At 59.2% G+C, this 14,388-nt stretch carries 17 protein-coding genes; 4 read left to right on the plus strand and 13 right to left on the minus strand.

Features of this window, described 5'->3' with window-relative positions; all coding sequences use genetic code 11:
• Positions 1–99: 99 nt before the first annotated feature.
• The 4 genes from ACQ4WY_RS08950 to ACQ4WY_RS08965 all read right to left on the minus strand — a co-directional run bounded on the left by ACQ4WY_RS08950 (position 100) and on the right by ACQ4WY_RS08965 (position 2,917).
• Positions 100–738 (minus strand): peroxiredoxin, encoded by a 639-nt coding sequence (locus ACQ4WY_RS08950; RefSeq protein WP_353660305.1) that lies wholly within the window; start codon positions 736–738, stop codon positions 100–102.
• Positions 739–780: 42 nt separating this feature from the next.
• The gene (locus tag ACQ4WY_RS08955) at positions 781–1,347 is read right to left on the minus strand and encodes an RBBP9/YdeN family alpha/beta hydrolase (RefSeq protein WP_436503679.1); all 567 of its coding nucleotides are present in this window, start codon (positions 1,345–1,347) and stop codon (positions 781–783) included.
• A 51-nt stretch (positions 1,348–1,398) separates the two neighbouring features.
• The gene (locus ACQ4WY_RS08960) at positions 1,399–2,403 is read right to left on the minus strand and encodes a sulfate ABC transporter substrate-binding protein (protein WP_436503680.1); all 1,005 of its coding nucleotides are present in this window, start codon (positions 2,401–2,403) and stop codon (positions 1,399–1,401) included.
• A gap of 130 nt (positions 2,404–2,533) precedes the next feature.
• On the minus strand, positions 2,534–2,917 hold the full coding sequence (locus ACQ4WY_RS08965; protein WP_436503681.1) for a diacylglycerol kinase: 384 nt from the start codon (positions 2,915–2,917) through the stop codon (positions 2,534–2,536).
• A 149-nt stretch (positions 2,918–3,066) separates the two neighbouring features.
• On the opposite strand from ACQ4WY_RS08965, the gene ACQ4WY_RS08970 reads away from it, so the two are divergent.
• Positions 3,067–3,846: an IclR family transcriptional regulator gene (locus tag ACQ4WY_RS08970; RefSeq protein WP_034785179.1), complete on the plus strand. Its 780-nt coding sequence runs from the start codon at positions 3,067–3,069 to the stop codon at positions 3,844–3,846.
• Positions 3,847–3,986: 140 nt separating this feature from the next.
• Here the strand turns inward: ACQ4WY_RS08970 and ACQ4WY_RS08975 are convergent, their stop codons facing one another.
• From ACQ4WY_RS08975 to ACQ4WY_RS08985, 3 genes are all read right to left on the minus strand, one after another.
• Complete coding sequence (locus ACQ4WY_RS08975) at positions 3,987–5,060, minus strand: serine hydrolase (protein WP_353660303.1); 1,074 nt, start codon at positions 5,058–5,060, stop codon at positions 3,987–3,989.
• 176 nt (positions 5,061–5,236) lie between these two features.
• A complete protein-coding gene (locus tag ACQ4WY_RS08980; RefSeq protein WP_436503682.1) occupies positions 5,237–5,956 on the minus strand; it encodes a nitroreductase in 720 nt (239 codons plus the stop codon).
• 26 nt (positions 5,957–5,982) lie between these two features.
• Positions 5,983–6,909, minus strand: a complete 927-nt coding sequence (locus ACQ4WY_RS08985) for a DMT family transporter (protein ID WP_353660301.1) — start codon at positions 6,907–6,909, stop codon at positions 5,983–5,985.
• A gap of 351 nt (positions 6,910–7,260) precedes the next feature.
• On the opposite strand from ACQ4WY_RS08985, the gene ACQ4WY_RS08990 reads away from it, so the two are divergent.
• A complete protein-coding gene (locus tag ACQ4WY_RS08990) occupies positions 7,261–7,824 on the plus strand; it encodes a phasin family protein (RefSeq protein ID WP_353660300.1) in 564 nt (187 codons plus the stop codon).
• A gap of 134 nt (positions 7,825–7,958) precedes the next feature.
• On the opposite strand, the gene ACQ4WY_RS08995 is transcribed toward ACQ4WY_RS08990, so the two are convergent.
• From ACQ4WY_RS08995 to ACQ4WY_RS09010, 4 genes are read right to left on the minus strand one after another with little or no spacing between them, the layout of a single operon-like run.
• Positions 7,959–8,678, minus strand: a complete 720-nt coding sequence (locus tag ACQ4WY_RS08995; RefSeq protein ID WP_353660299.1) for an ABC transporter ATP-binding protein — start codon at positions 8,676–8,678, stop codon at positions 7,959–7,961.
• Positions 8,675–9,448, minus strand: coding sequence for an ABC transporter ATP-binding protein (locus ACQ4WY_RS09000; protein WP_131689619.1), 774 nt, complete (start codon positions 9,446–9,448; stop codon positions 8,675–8,677). Before ACQ4WY_RS09000 ends, ACQ4WY_RS08995 begins: the two co-directional genes overlap by 4 nt.
• Positions 9,449–9,461: 13 nt before the next feature.
• Positions 9,462–10,679 (minus strand): ABC transporter permease subunit, encoded by a 1,218-nt coding sequence (locus ACQ4WY_RS09005; RefSeq protein WP_436503684.1) that lies wholly within the window; start codon positions 10,677–10,679, stop codon positions 9,462–9,464.
• Between the two features lie 22 nt (positions 10,680–10,701).
• Positions 10,702–11,631: a branched-chain amino acid ABC transporter permease gene (locus ACQ4WY_RS09010; RefSeq protein WP_034785168.1), complete on the minus strand. Its 930-nt coding sequence runs from the start codon at positions 11,629–11,631 to the stop codon at positions 10,702–10,704.
• Here ACQ4WY_RS09010 and ACQ4WY_RS09015 point away from each other — a divergent pair.
• Entirely contained in the window at positions 11,630–11,848 is a 219-nt protein-coding gene (locus ACQ4WY_RS09015; RefSeq protein ID WP_070281343.1) for a hypothetical protein, read from the plus strand. The two genes, ACQ4WY_RS09010 and ACQ4WY_RS09015, sit on opposite strands and share 2 nt — an antisense overlap.
• Positions 11,849–11,928: 80 nt before the next feature.
• Here the strand turns inward: ACQ4WY_RS09015 and ispH are convergent, their stop codons facing one another.
• Both ispH and ACQ4WY_RS09025 read right to left on the minus strand, forming a co-directional pair.
• Positions 11,929–12,876: a 4-hydroxy-3-methylbut-2-enyl diphosphate reductase gene (gene ispH, locus ACQ4WY_RS09020; RefSeq protein ID WP_436503685.1), complete on the minus strand. Its 948-nt coding sequence runs from the start codon at positions 12,874–12,876 to the stop codon at positions 11,929–11,931.
• A gap of 9 nt (positions 12,877–12,885) precedes the next feature.
• The gene (locus ACQ4WY_RS09025; RefSeq protein ID WP_070224501.1) at positions 12,886–13,341 is read right to left on the minus strand and encodes an FKBP-type peptidyl-prolyl cis-trans isomerase; all 456 of its coding nucleotides are present in this window, start codon (positions 13,339–13,341) and stop codon (positions 12,886–12,888) included.
• A 120-nt stretch (positions 13,342–13,461) separates the two neighbouring features.
• On the opposite strand from ACQ4WY_RS09025, the gene radC reads away from it, so the two are divergent.
• On the plus strand, positions 13,462–14,136 hold the full coding sequence (gene radC, locus ACQ4WY_RS09030) for a RadC family protein (RefSeq protein ID WP_436503686.1): 675 nt from the start codon (positions 13,462–13,464) through the stop codon (positions 14,134–14,136).
• Positions 14,137–14,388 lie beyond the last annotated feature (252 nt).

Here is a 14,388-nt window from a genome sequence, read left to right on the forward strand (position 1 = left end):
TTCTCATTTGCTTAGATGGATTTTGCATACTTGCTTGCAGAATCTGCGGGCAAAAAAAAACGCACCGGCGAGGTGCGTTTTTTGTAAAAGTAAAAACTTTTATTTATTTGGCTGCGGCGTCAGGCGCAGGTATGGCTTGGCGGCCGTAAAGCCCTTCGGATATTTCTGCTTGATCACATCCGGGTCTTGCACGGTCAAGGGAATGATCACGTCGTCGCCATCTTTCCAGTTGCCGGGCGTGGCCACGGTGTAGCCGTCCGTCAGTTGCAGGGCATCGATGACGCGCAGGATTTCATTGAAGTTGCGGCCCGTGCTCAGCGGATACGTGAGGATCAGGCGCACCTTCTTGTTCGGGTCGACGATGAAGACGGAGCGCACGGTGGCCGTGACGGACTGTTCCGGGTGGATCATGTCGTACAGCACCGACACTTTCTTGTCGACGTCGGCGATGATGGGGAAGCCCACCACCGTGTTTTGCGTCTCTTCGATATCCTTGATCCAGCTCTTGTGCGACTCGGCCGCGTCCACGGACAGGGCGATGGCCTTCACGTTGCGTTTGTCGAATTCCGGCTTGAGCTTGGCCGTCAGGCCCAGTTCCGTCGTGCACACGGGGGTAAAGTCGGCCGGGTGGGAAAACAGCACCACCCAGGAATCGCCAGCCCACTCGTGGAACTTGAGCGTGCCGATCGAGCTGTCTTGTTCAAAATCAGGGGCGACATCGCCCAGGCGTAAAGTCATCGTGATCTCCTTGAGAGTTTGTGTGGCGGGATGTTCGTCGAATCAGGCTGCCTGACGGTGGCGTTTGTCGCTTTGCGCCAGATCAAACAGTGTTTGCAGTTGCGCCTGGCCATAGACCCAGTCGCCAAGGCGCGACTCGGCGTTGATATGGCCCAGCGCACCGCCATCAATATACTTGCAATTCCAGCGCCGTGCCCACTGCGCCGCGTGTTCGGCCGTCATCCACGGGTCCGTCTGGCTGGCGATCAATATGCCGGGGCAAGGCAGCCGCTTTTGCGGCAAGGCCTTCGCCACGCCAAACTTGTCCGGATCGGCCGGCCCCACCAGCAGCACGCCGGCCACGCCCTGCGGGTCGCGGGCCAGGCTGTGTGCCGTCGTCAGGCAGCCGAAACTATGGGCGACGATCAGGGTCGGGCGCGCATCTTGTCGCCGCACATGGTCCAGGCGCGCCGACCAGGTGGCCAGGTCGGGTTCGTTCCAGTCATCCTGCTCGACCCGTTCGAATTGCGGATACAGGCGCTGCCAGCGGCTCTGCCAATGCTCGGGACCGCTGTTATGCAAGCCCGGCACGATCAGTACCCGGTAATCGGAAAAGCTGCGCAGCGCCATGATGGATCCTTAAAAAATCAGCACAGGCAGGCTTGCGCCTGCCATGATTGATTATTTCGGTTGATAAATCTGGTCGAAGATGCCGCCGTCGGCAAAGTGCGCCTTCTGTGCCGCAGTCCAGCCGCCCGCCACTTGCTCGATGGTGAACAGGTTGACCTTGGCGAACTGCGATGCGTATTTCTTCGCCGCCTTGTCCGTGGCCGGACGGTAGTAATTCTTGGCGATGATGTCTTGCGCTTCGTCCGTGTACAGGTAGTTCAGGTAAGCCTCGGCCACCTTGCGCGTGCCGTGCTTGTCGGCAAACTTGTCGACGACGGCGACGGGTGGCTCGGCCAGGATGCTGACGGAAGGTGTGATGATGTCGAACTTGGTCGGGCCCAGTTCCTTGACGGCCAGGTAAGCCTCGTTTTCCCAGGCGATCAGCACGTCGCCGATGCCACGTTCAACGAAAGTGGTGGTGGCGCCGCGTGCGCCGGAATCGAGTACGGGCACGTTTTTATACAGCTTGCCGAGGAAATCCTTGGCCTTGGCTTCATTACCACCCGGCTGGCGCAAGGCGTAACCCCAGGCGGCCAGATGGTTCCAGCGGGCGCCGCCCGAGGTTTTCGGATTCGGCGTGATGACGGACACGCCCGGCTTGATCAGGTCGTTCCAATCCTTGATGCCTTTCGGATTGCCCTTGCGCACGAGGAACACGATGGTCGAGGTGTAAGGCGAGCTGTTGTGCGTCAAGCGCTTTTGCCAGTCTGTGGCCAGCAGCTTGTGCTCGGCCAGCGCGTCGATGTCGTAGGCCAGGGCCAGGGTCACGACGTCCGCTTCCAGGCCATCGATGACGGCGCGCGCCTGCTTGCCGGAACCGCCATGCGATTGCTTGATCTTGACGTTGTCGCCCGTCTTGCCTTTCCACTCCTTGGCAAACGCCGTGTTCACATCCTGATACAGCTCGCGCGTCGGGTCATACGACACGTTGAGCAGGGTGATATCGGCAGCCTGCGCCGTTTGCAGAAGGGCAAACGCGCTGATGGCGGCGGCAATGATGATTTTTTTCGACAGCATCTAAGATCCCCGTGTAGTTGAACTTTCAGAGCCACCAGATTACGGCGCTATGGCCGCAAAGAGAACGAAGCGTTTCGCCGTTTGATATGCGTTTTTCGCATATGGACGGCACGCAACGGGGATTTAGCGGTTAATAAAAACGGTTGAACAGCACTACGGACCACGTGGCGAAGGCCAGGATGCAGGTCAGCAGCACGGCGGCGCTGCCGAAATCCTTGGCGTTTTTCGACAGCGGATGGCGGTCCAGCGAGATGCGGTCGACCACGGCTTCGATTGCCGAATTAATCAGTTCGATGATCAAAACCAGCAGCAGCACGCCGATCAATACCAGTTTTTCAAAGGCAGAGATGCGCAGCAACAAGGCGATCACGGTGCCGACGACGAACAAACCGAGTTCCTGGCGGAACGCGTGTTCATGGCGCCAGGCTGCTTTCAAGCCATCGAGCGAGTAGAAAAAGGCGGAAAATATCCGTTTCAAGCCACTTTTACTTTTGAATTCATTTACAGGTTGCATAGTTTTCCATATGTAAAGCAGGCAGTGGGCACATTATGGGGGCGGCATAGCAGTGTGACCATTCATTCGCTGAATATCTCGGAACATTTCACTATTTTTTCACATCATGGTATAAAGAAGCATGAATACTGCATTGCACCAAATCCATCATGAAAATTGAACCGGTCGCTGCCCCGAAGACGACGATCCAGGTGATCGAACGCATGGTCGCCCTGCTCGATGCCCTGGCCAAATATTCCGACCCGGTCAGCCTGAAGGAATTATCCAAGGTCTCCGGCTTGCACCCCTCGACAGCGCACCGCATCCTCAACGATATGGTGCTGACGCGCTTTGTCGACCGCATCGAACCGGGCACGTACCGGCTGGGCATGCGCCTGTTGGAACTGGGCAATGTGGTGAAAAGCCGCCTCAGCGTGCGCGAAGCGGCGCTGGACTTCATGCGCCAGTTGCACAAGAAAACCCAGCAAACCATCAACCTGTCCGTGCGTCAGGGCGACGAGATCGTCTATATCGACCGCGCCTTTTCCGAGCGCTCCGGCATGCAGGTGGTGCGCGCCATCGGCGGCCGCGGCCCGCTGCACCTGACCTCGACAGGTAAATTATTCCTCTCCGTCGACGAACCAAAAGCCATCCGCGCGTATGCCACGCGCACGGGCTTGGCCGGACACAACAAGAATTCCATCACGGATCTGCAAAAGCTCGAGCGCGAGCTGAGCCTGGTGCGCGAACGCGGCTATGCGCGCGACAATGAAGAGCTGGAACTGGGCGTGCGCTGCATGGCCGCCGGCATCCGCGACGATTCGGGCAAGCTGATTGCCGGACTGTCGATCTCGGCGCCTGCCGACCGCCTGCAGGATGAGTGGCTGGTGGACCTGGTGGAAACAGCGAACCAGATTTCCGTCACGCTTGGCTATATCCCGCAAGACTGAGAACGCCTGACCAAACCTACTACGCGGCGCGCTTTGCGGCCTGCGATGCTCACCGTACTAGAGTACGGTTGCGCTTCTTAGCCACAAATCACTACCGCTCGCTACGGTTTTGTCAGGCGTCGTAACGATAGCCTTCTGCATTAACCGCCTGGCAGGCTCATGTTGGCAGGTTTCAAGGCCTCCAGCCATTTGCGCATACGGCCCGCATCGGCCGTACGCGACTGTTTCCCCTTGGAGTCGAGGAAGACCATGATCACGGCCCGTCCTTCGATGACAGCCTGCATCATCAAACAACGTCCCGCCTCATTGATGAAACCCGTCTTTTGCAAGCCGATCTCCCAGCCCGGATTGGCCACCAGGTGATTCGTATTGCCAAACTGCATGGGCTGGCCACTGGCTTCGACGATGGCTTTCGGATCCGTCGAGTACTCACGCAGTAGCGGATGCCGGAAGGCGGCCATGGCCAGCTTGCCCAGGTCGCGCGCGCTGGCCACATTCATTTTCGACAAGCCGCTGGAATCGACGTAATGCGTATCCATCATGCCCAGTTGGCGCGCCTTGCTGTTCATGGCGTCGACAAACGCCGGCAAGCCGCCCGGATAATTGCGGCCCAGTGCCGAGGCGGCGCGGTTTTCCGAGCTCATCAGGGCGATGTGCAGCATATTCGCGCGCGTCAATTGCGCGCCCACTTTCAGGCGCGAGCTGCTGAACTTGGCGCGGTCGACGTCCTCGTCCGTGATCGTCAGCACCTCATCCATGTCCTGCCGCGCTTCGACCACCACCAGGCCCGTCATCATCTTGGTGATGGAGGCGATGGGCAGGGCGACATTCGAATTCTTTTCAAACAGCACTTCCGCATTGCTCTGGTCCAGCACCAGCGCCACGCTCGACTTGAGGTCGAGCGGATCGCGCGTGAGGTTCAGGCCGGCCAGGTCGCCCATGGTCGGCATCGGTGCGGCCATGGGCACGGCCACGCTGCTGATTTTTTGATAGATGACCTTGCGTTTGCCGCGCACCATGACGACCCGGCGCACGGTCTTTTCGCGCGGCGCGGCCGTCGCGCCATTGCGCAGCACGACCTTGATTTTCTTGGTAGTGTGTTTCTTCGCGGCTGAGGATTTGCCGTTCGCTTCCTTGGCGTGCACGGCCGCAGCCGGCGCCAGTGCAAACAGCAGGGAAGCCAGGATACCCAGCGCAAGTTTAAACTTAGCCATTCGATAATTCCCCGTGAAGCTGTTGCCTCATTGTAGTGTAGCGAAATGCAGAGTAATCGCAAGCCTATTTAACAGTTAGGACAGTATTTATTGCAGCAACGAAATACAAAACGTTAGCGATCCGCAAACAATCTCATTCTTAACCGGCTGTTTGGCTGTGCAGATCGCTAGAGTGTCTATTGGTCCATGAATTTAACAAAGCCGGCCAACGGCTCGCGTTCCGTGCTCAAGCGGTTTTCGATCTTGTCCGGGTCGGCATGGCCGAGGGCCATGCCGCACACCACCATTTCGCTGGCCGGCACGCCCAGCTCGTCGCGGATGATGTCATGGTAATGAATGAAGGCGGCTTGCGGGCAGGTGTCGAGCCCCCGCGCGCGCGCCGCCAGCATGATGTTTTGCAAAAACATCCCGTAGTCGAGCCAGGAACCCTGCTCCAGCACACGCTCGATGGTAAAGATCAGGCCGACGGGCGCATCGAAAAACTGGAAATTGCGTCCATGCTGGGCAGCCATACCGGCCGTGTCGCCCCGCTCCAGGCCCAGCAGCTGGTACAGGTCCAGGCCGATCTTGCGGCGGCGCTCGATGAACGGCGCCGTCCACTGGCGCGGGTAATAGATGTACGACGCAGGGCGCGCGGGGGCATCGGGCGCTTTCGGTGCGGCATAGGCGGCGAGGATGCGGCGCGACAGGCGCAGGCGGGCCTCGCCCGACAGCACGTACACTTTCCACGGCTGCATGTTGGCGCCCGAGGGCGCGCGCGCGGCCACTTCCAGGATGCGCGCGATATCGTCCTGCGCCACCGGGGTGGGCAGGAAGGCGCGGATCGAACGGCGCGACAGAATGACGGCGTCCACGGCTTGCTGCGCCGACGGTGTTTCAGATGCTTGCTTGCTCACTGCCCTGCTCTCCCGCTATATCTATACTATTTCTTGACCACAAATACCACGCCGACCACGGCCACCAGCATGCCGGCGATGCCCAGCATATTGAACGCTTCACCAAACATCAGCCAGGCCATCACGGCCGTCGTGGGCGGCGTCAGGTACAGCAAGCCCGTCACTTTCGTGGCGTCGCTGCGGCGGATCAGGGCGAACAGCAGGAAGATGGCGCCGATGGACAGCACGAGTACCGACCACAGCAAGGCGCCTATGAAATTCGCCGTCCATTGCACGTTGCTGAAATGCAGATCCAGCCCTTCGTAATACAGGGCAAACGGCAAGACCACCACGATGGAGGCGGCAAACTGCACCACCGTGCCGGTGCGCAAGTCGAATTGCGGACAGTGGCGTTTTTGATACATGGTGCCGGCCGTCATCGACAGCAGCGCGAACACGCACAGCAGCACGCTTTCCACGGTCAGTCCCACGAGGTTGATCTTGGCATACACAACGAGGGCCACGCCCAGCAGGCCAAAGAACAGGCCCAACCACTGGCGCGGGCGCACGGATTCGCCGATCAGGGGCGCGGCGCACGCCGTCAGCACAGGCTGCATACCGACGATCAGGGCGGACAAGCCGGCAGGCATGCCCAGTTTGATGGCGCACCAGACGCCTGCCAGGTAGCCGGCCTGCATCAAGATGCCGGCCACGGCAATCTGGCGGAACTGGCCCACCGGCCACGGCGCGCGCAACAGCAGCACCAGAGGAAGCAGGATCACCAGCACACCCAGGAAGCGCAGCAGCAAAAAGGTCAGCGGTGGCGCGTAGGGCAAACCGAACTTGGCCACAATAAAACCTGTGCTCCATAACAACACAAAGAAGCCGGGCAAGGCCATCGGCGCCAGGGTCGTCAGGAAAGGGGCTTTGGGGGCTTTGCCGCTGGCGCCAGCCGCGGCGGGAAGATTGGACATGGTATCAACTCGGGAAACGGGATCGGCACCGGGGCGCTGCGCCAGTGCGGGAGACAAAGTCTAGCATGCTGCGCCGCGATCGTCCCCGTAGCCACTGGAAACGATAGTTTAAGTCCAAACCATTAACACACAGAAATCAAATATTTCTCTTTAGAAACAACGACTTTTGACCCAAATCTATTCAATTGTTGCATCGCACAAGAATCGCTTGACTTACGTTTTTTTCACCGTAGAATAGGGTTTGTTGCGTTGCACAATTCTTGTTCGGCTTGAAAAATTTAGATTCACCTGCTTTCCCAAACGGTACACGCAGCATCAAATTAACCAGATTTCGATTTTTTGGAGATTTATATGTTTTCAATTCCTGAGCAATTTTCGTCCGCTACCAAAACCAACCTGGAAGCCCAATTCGCCCTTTTCTCGTCGCTGACGAGCAAAGCCTTCGAAGGCATCGAAAAGATCGTCGAACTGAACCTGACCGCTGCCAAGGCAACGCTGGAAGAATCGACCGCCGCCGCCAAGCAATTGCTGTCGGCAAAAGATCCACAAGAATTCTTCTCGCTGAGCGCTGCTCAAGCCCAGCCTAGCGCCGAAAAAGCCATCGCTTACGGCCGTCACCTGGCTGCCATCACGTCCGGCACGCAAGCTGAATTCAGCAAAGCTGCTGAATCGCAAATCGCTGAAACCAACCGCAAAGTCCTGTCCCTGGTGGAAGAAGTCACCAAGAACGCGCCAGCCGGTTCGGAAAACGCCGTTGCCATCCTGAAAAGCGCCATCGGCAACGCCAATGCAGGCTACGAGCAATTCTCGAAAACCAGCAAGCAAGCCGTCGAAGCCATCGAAGCCAACCTGACCTCGGCAGTGAACCAGTTCACGCAAGCGGCTGAAAAAGCCGTTCCGCGCACTGCCAAGTAATTATTGCGCGACCGCTACGGCGGTCCGCTGTTACCAGCTCCTCCAGGCATCCATCCCGCACTTCCCCGACGGATGCCATTATGCCCCAGCCCAGCTGGGGCATTTTTTATGCCTGAACACTTTCCTGAACGCGATTACTCTCCCAGATACGCCGCCTTCACGCGCGGATCATCGAGCATGGCCGCCGCGTTGCCGCCCATGGTGACCAGCCCGGAATCCATCACATAGCCGCGGTGCGCTGCCTGCAGGGCCAGACGGGCATTCTGTTCGACCAGCAAGATCGTGATGCCTTCAGATGAGACCTTGCGGATCACCTCGAAGATTTTCTCGACCATGATGGGCGACAAGCCCATCGACGGCTCATCGAGCAGCAGCAGCTTTGGATGGCTCATCAGGGCGCGCGCCATGGCCAGCATCTGCTGTTCACCGCCGGACAGGGTGCCGGCCATCTGCGCCGCCCTTTCCTTCAGACGGGGAAACACGTCGAACCAGCGGGCGATGTCATCCTCGACACCGGCCTTGTCCGTGCGCGTGTAGGCGCCCATCATGAGGTTTTCGCGAATCGACATGCGGGTAAACACGCCCCGCCCTTCCGGCACCATGGCCAGTTTCCTTTCCACCAGGTGAAACGATTTCGTGCCCTTGAGCGACTCGCCCAGGTAGCTGATCGTGCCTTCCACCTTGCAGGCGGGCAAAGTGCCCGTGATGGCTTTCAGTGTCGTCGTCTTGCCGGCGCCGTTCGCGCCGATCAGGGCGATCAGCTCGCCCTCGTTGACTTCCAGGTCGATGCCTTTAACCGCCTTGATGCCGCCGTAGGCCACGTGCAGGCCCGCCACCTTCAATACATTACTCATGCGTGCGATCCCCCCAGGTAAGCCTCGATGACGGCCGGGTTTTGTTGTATTTCGGCCGGCAAGCCTTCCGCGATGCGCTTGCCATACTCGAGCACCGTGATGCGGTCGCACAGTCCCATCATCAGTTTCACGTCGTGCTCGATCAACAGTACGGTCTTGCCTTCGGCTTTGATTTTCACCAGCAACTCGCGCAGGGCCAGCTTTTCCGTCGCGTTCATGCCGGCCGCAGGCTCATCGAGCGCCAGCAGGGTCGGATCGGTGGCCAGTGCGCGGGCGATTTCCAGGCGCCGCTGGTCGCCATACGACAAAAAGCGCGCCGTGCGGTTGGCGAACTGGGCGATGCCGACGAAGTCGAGCAACTCCATCGCCCGCCGGCGGATGGACGCCTCTTCCTCGCGCGCCGCCTTGTGGCGGAAGATGGCGCCGAACACGCCCTGGTGCGAACGCACGTGGCGCCCCACCATGACGTTTTCCAGCGCCGTCATGTCGCCAAACAGGCGGATGTTCTGGAAGGTGCGGGCAATGCCTGCCTTCGCCACCTTGTGCGGAGCGGACGGCGAATACGGCTTGCCTGCCAGTTCGAAGGTGCCCGTGTCAGGCTGGTACAAGCCGGTGATGACATTGAAGAAGGTCGTCTTGCCGGCGCCGTTCGGGCCGATCAAGCCGTAGATCTGGCCTTGCCGGATGGTAATGCCAACGTCGGTGAGCGCTTGCAAGCCGCCAAATCGCTTGTTCACGCCGGCAATATTGAGAATGATCTGTTCGCTCATGGTGCTTCCTCGTTTAAGCGGACACGACGCCGGTGGGTTTAGTCGGCTGGTCCACATCGTGGTCGGGCCGGTCTTCGTGCTTCGGCGATGGCCACAGGCCGGCGGGACGGTTGAGCATGATCAAGACCATCGCCAGGCCGTACAGCAGTTGGCGCAGCACTTCTGCCTCGATCACCACATGGCCGAACAGCGCCTGCTGGGCCGGCTCCACCACATGGCGCAGCACTTCCGGTATCGAGGCGAGGATCACGCCACCGAGGATCACGCCGGGGATATGGCCGATGCCACCCAGCACCACCATGGCCAGCACGGCGATCGACTCCGTCAGCGAGAACGATTCCGGCGAGACAAAGCCCTGGAACGAGGCAAACATGGCGCCAGCCACGCCGCCAAACGAGGCGCCCATGGAAAAGGCCAGCAATTTCACGTTGCGCGTATTGATGCCCATGGCCTTGGCCGCGATCTCGTCTTCGCGGATGGCCACCCAGGCGCGGCCCAGGCGCGAATGCTGGAGCCGCTTGGTGACGAACACGACTGCAATGCACAGGAAGAGGAACAAAAAGTAATAGGCGTTGACGGACGGCATGGAAAAACCGGCCACCGTCACGGTGCTATTGGTGCCCGCCTCGCCCGCCAGGTTGACGCCGAAGATGCGGATCGGATCGATCAGATTGATGCCTTGCGGCCCATTCGTGAAATTGATCGGGTCGTTCAAATTGTTCATGAAGATGCGGATGATTTCGCCAAAGCCCAGGGTCACGATGGCCAGATAGTCGCCGCGCAACTTCAAGGTGGGCGCGCCCAGCAGGGCGCCGAACAGGCCCGCCACGGCAGCGGCCAGCGGCACGATGAGCCAGATCGACAGGTGGATGCCGTTTTCGCGGATTTCCGGCCCCATCAGCTGCACCAGTGTTTCGCCCAGCACCGGATATTGATTCACCACCGATTCGAGCAGGATGGCGAACTGCGGCGACGCCAGCAAGGCCGTCAGGTAGGCACCCACGGCGTAAAAGGCGATGTAGCCGAGGTCGAGCAGGCCGGCAAAGCCGACGACGATGTTCAAGCCCAGGGCCAGCATGATGTACAGCAAGGCCATGTCGATGATGCGCACCCACGAGTTGCCGAACTGGGCGGCAAAAAACGGGAACACCATCAGCAGCGCGGCCAGGCCCAGCATGCAGGCGTAGGCCTTGGCGGGATTCTTTTTTGCGTCGAAATCGAGTAATGCCATGATTAATCTCCCCAGTTTCACATCAGGCACGGTCGGCCACTCGTTCGCCCATGATGCCGGACGGGCGCAAGGTCAGCACGATGATCAGCACGACGAAGGCAAAGATATCCTGGTAGTGACTGCCCAGGAAGCCACCCGTGATGTCGCCGATATAGCCGGCGCCCAGGCTTTCGATAATGCCCAGCAAGATACCGCCCAGCATGGCGCCATAAATATTACCGATGCCGCCCAGCACAGCCGCGCAGAAGGCCTTCAAGCCAGGAATGGCGCCCATGGAGAACTGGATGGATGCATAGTTGGCGCCCCACATCACGCCCGCCACGGCCGCCAACGCGGCGCCGATGGCAAAGGTGGCAACGATGACCTTGTCGGAATCGACGCCCATGAGACCCGCCACGCGTGGGTTTTCCGCCGTGGCGCGCATGGCGCGGCCCATTTTCGTTTTTTCCACCAGCAACACCAAGCCGCCCATCGACAACGCGGCCAGGGCAAGCAGCAGCACTTGCGTTTGCGAAATCACGGCGCCGCCTATGTTGATGGGGTCGGTCGACAGCAATTGCGGGAAGGGCAAGGGATTGCGCGTCCAGATCATCATGGCGAAGGTTTGCAGCAGGATGGAAACGCCGATGGCGGTAATCAGGGGGGCGAGGCGGGGGGCGTTGCGCAGGCGGCGGTAGGCGACCCGCTCGATGATGATGTTAACCAGAATGCAGATGGGAATGGCGCCGAGGATGGCGGTGGCCAGTTTCAGGTAACCGGGCCAGTCCGGCACATAAATGCCCAGCAGCTTGAGGATGGTCAAGCCCACCATGGCGCCGATCATGAGCACGTCGCCGTGGGCGAAGTTGATCAGGTTCAACACGCCGTACACCATGGTGTAACCGAGGGCGACTAAGGCATACATGCTGCCCAACACCAAGCCGTTAATGATCTGCTGGATGAATGTATCCATGATTGCCCTATCAAATATGCATTTTTCGGGAACAACTTCCGCCAGAACATGGGGCGCTGATACAAAAACGGCACCGGAGGAAGAATTCCTGCAGTGCCATCCCTGGACCGTTCTCACCAGCATGGTGCACGCACTTAAAACGGGCGTGACCTTGCTTAGTCATAACGACAACATATTCAAGCTTGAGGCAATCATAACGATCTTTTGCAAAAACTAAGCTTGGAATAAATCGATCATTTCCGAATTAAATTCGGTTTTGAAATAACTATTTCATAGATACTCAATCGTCCTGCAGACTCAGGCGACGTCGCGCTTGAGGCCGTCGAGGCCTTTCGGCATCGGGAACGTGACGGCTTCCTGCACGCCGTCGAGCGGGCGCACGCTCTTCACGCCGCACTCTTTCAAGCGGTCGATGACGGCTTGCACCAGTACCTCGGGCGCCGAGGCGCCAGCCGTCACACCCACGCGCAGCTTGCCTTCCAGCCAGGCGGGATCGATCTGCGAGGCATTGTCGACCATGTAGGCTGGCGTGCCCATCTTCTCGGCCACTTCGCGCAAGCGGTTCGAATTCGAGCTGTTCGGGCTGCCGACGACGATCACCACTTCCACTTGCGGGGCCATGAATTTCACGGCTTCCTGGCGGTTCGTGGTGGCGTAGCAGATGTCACCTTTTTTCGGCTCGGCGATATTCGGATATTTCGCTTTCAAGGCCGCAATAATGTCGCGAGTGTCGTCAACTGACAACGTTGTTTGCGAAACATAGGCCAGGCTCTCCGGATTGGCGACCTGCAATTTCGCCACATCGTCGAGCGTTTCCACCAAATGCATGCCCATATCGGCCTGGCCCATCGTGCCTTCCACCTCGGGATGGCCGTCGTGGCCGATCATGATGATCTCGCGGCCTTCGCGACGCATCTTGCCCACTTCCATGTGCACCTTGGTGACCAGCGGGCAAGTCGCGTCAAAAATGCTCAAGCCGCGGGACTCCGCCTCGGCGCGCACGGCTTTCGACACACCATGGGCGGAAAACACGAGCGTATTGCCAGCAGGCACGTCATCGAGGTCGTCGATGAAGATGGCGCCCTTGTTGCGCAAGTCGGCCACCACATAGGCGTTGTGGACGATTTCATGACGCACATAGATCGGTGCGCCAAATTGCTGCAAGGCGCGCTCGACGATTTCGATCGCCCGGTCGACGCCAGCGCAAAAACCGCGGGGCTGGGCCAGTAACAGTTCTTTATCCATCGCTACTCCTTACAGGACGGAGATGAGCTTGACTTCAAAACGCAGCGGCTGGCCGGCCAGCGGATGGTTGAAGTCAAACAGGGCCGAGTCCTCGCGCATTTCGCGCAGCACGCCGGCAAAGCGGCCGCCGCCCGGCGCGGCGAAGTCGACCAGGTCGCCGATCTTGTAGTCGGCGCCCGGTACCGAGTTCTCGTCCAGCGTCGCGCGCGAGACCGACTGCACCAGCTCGGGATTGCGCTCGCCAAAGCCTTCGCCCGCAGCCAGCTCGAACGTCTGGTGCGTGCCTTCAGGCAAGCCCAGCAAACGCTGTTCGAGGAATGGCGCCAACTGGCCCTGTCCCAGCATCAAAGTAGCAGGATTACCGCTGAAGGTAGTGACAATATCAGTACCGTCAACAGTAGCAAGACGATAATGCAGGGTAAGGTAAGCCGCTTCGGTGACGACTGCTGGTTGCTCGTTGGACATAGTAGTTTTCAAGTAACTGGTGCAAAACGATATTGTAAGCCACACTGGCCGCGCCTGCCCCATGGCTTCGTCAAAGAAGGCCATGCTGGGGCACGCGCCGGTGCCAAACAGGAGAACAGCATGGGCATCAAGGACTGGCCGGCCGGCGAACGGCCGCGCGAACGCCTGATCGAGGATGGCGCGCAATCGCTGTCAGACGCGGAATTGCTGGCCGTGTTCCTGCGCACGGGCGTGCGCGGCAAGAGCGCCGTGGAACTGGCGCGCGACACGGTGGAACACTTCGGTTCGCTGCGTGGGCTGTTTAGCGCCAGCCTCGAGAGTTTTTCCGCCGTACACGGCATGGGCAGCGCCAAGTTTGCCCAGCTGCAAGCGGTACTGGAACTGGCGCGGCGCGCCATCCTCGAGGACTTGCAGGCAGGCCAGACCCTCAATTCGCCGCACGCCGTCAAAGATTATTTGCGCCTGACCCTGGGCCACCTGGCGCATGAAGCGTTTCACGTGTTGTTTTTGGACGTCAAGAACCGCCTGATCACGACCCAGGAAATGTTTCGCGGCACCCTCACCCACACCAGCGTGTATCCACGCGAAGTGGTCAAGCAGGCGCTGCTGCACAACGCGGCCAGCGTCATGCTGGCCCACAACCACCCATCCGGCACGCCCGAGCCCAGCGAATCGGATTTATTACTGACGCGCGCGCTGGTGCAGGCCTTGTCGCTGGTGGAGGTGCGCATCCTCGACCATTTCGTCGTGGCCGGGCGGCAAGTGCATTCCTTTGCGGAACACGGCCAGATCTAGGGCAGATGCGGCATGGCAGCGGTCAATTGTCAGTTAACCATGTGTAAACAAGGACATACGTGAAAATGCCAGGCCGCTTATCTAGCAGTAAACACACTGGTTTACAAGCGGCCGCCTCATGAAAACCTGTCAAAGTCAAATTGTTAAATTATTTCAATACAACATGACACAATTGTTTTTCGCAAGTCATTGATAAATCGGCTTATTTTGGATATACTCTCGTTTTTCCAATTTGGAATATCTTTAAGGAGT

Origin of the sequence: Janthinobacterium salmonicoloratum (genome assembly GCF_051380845.1) — a bacterium.
Classification (GTDB): domain Bacteria; phylum Pseudomonadota; class Gammaproteobacteria; order Burkholderiales; family Burkholderiaceae_D; genus Janthinobacterium; species Janthinobacterium lividum_F.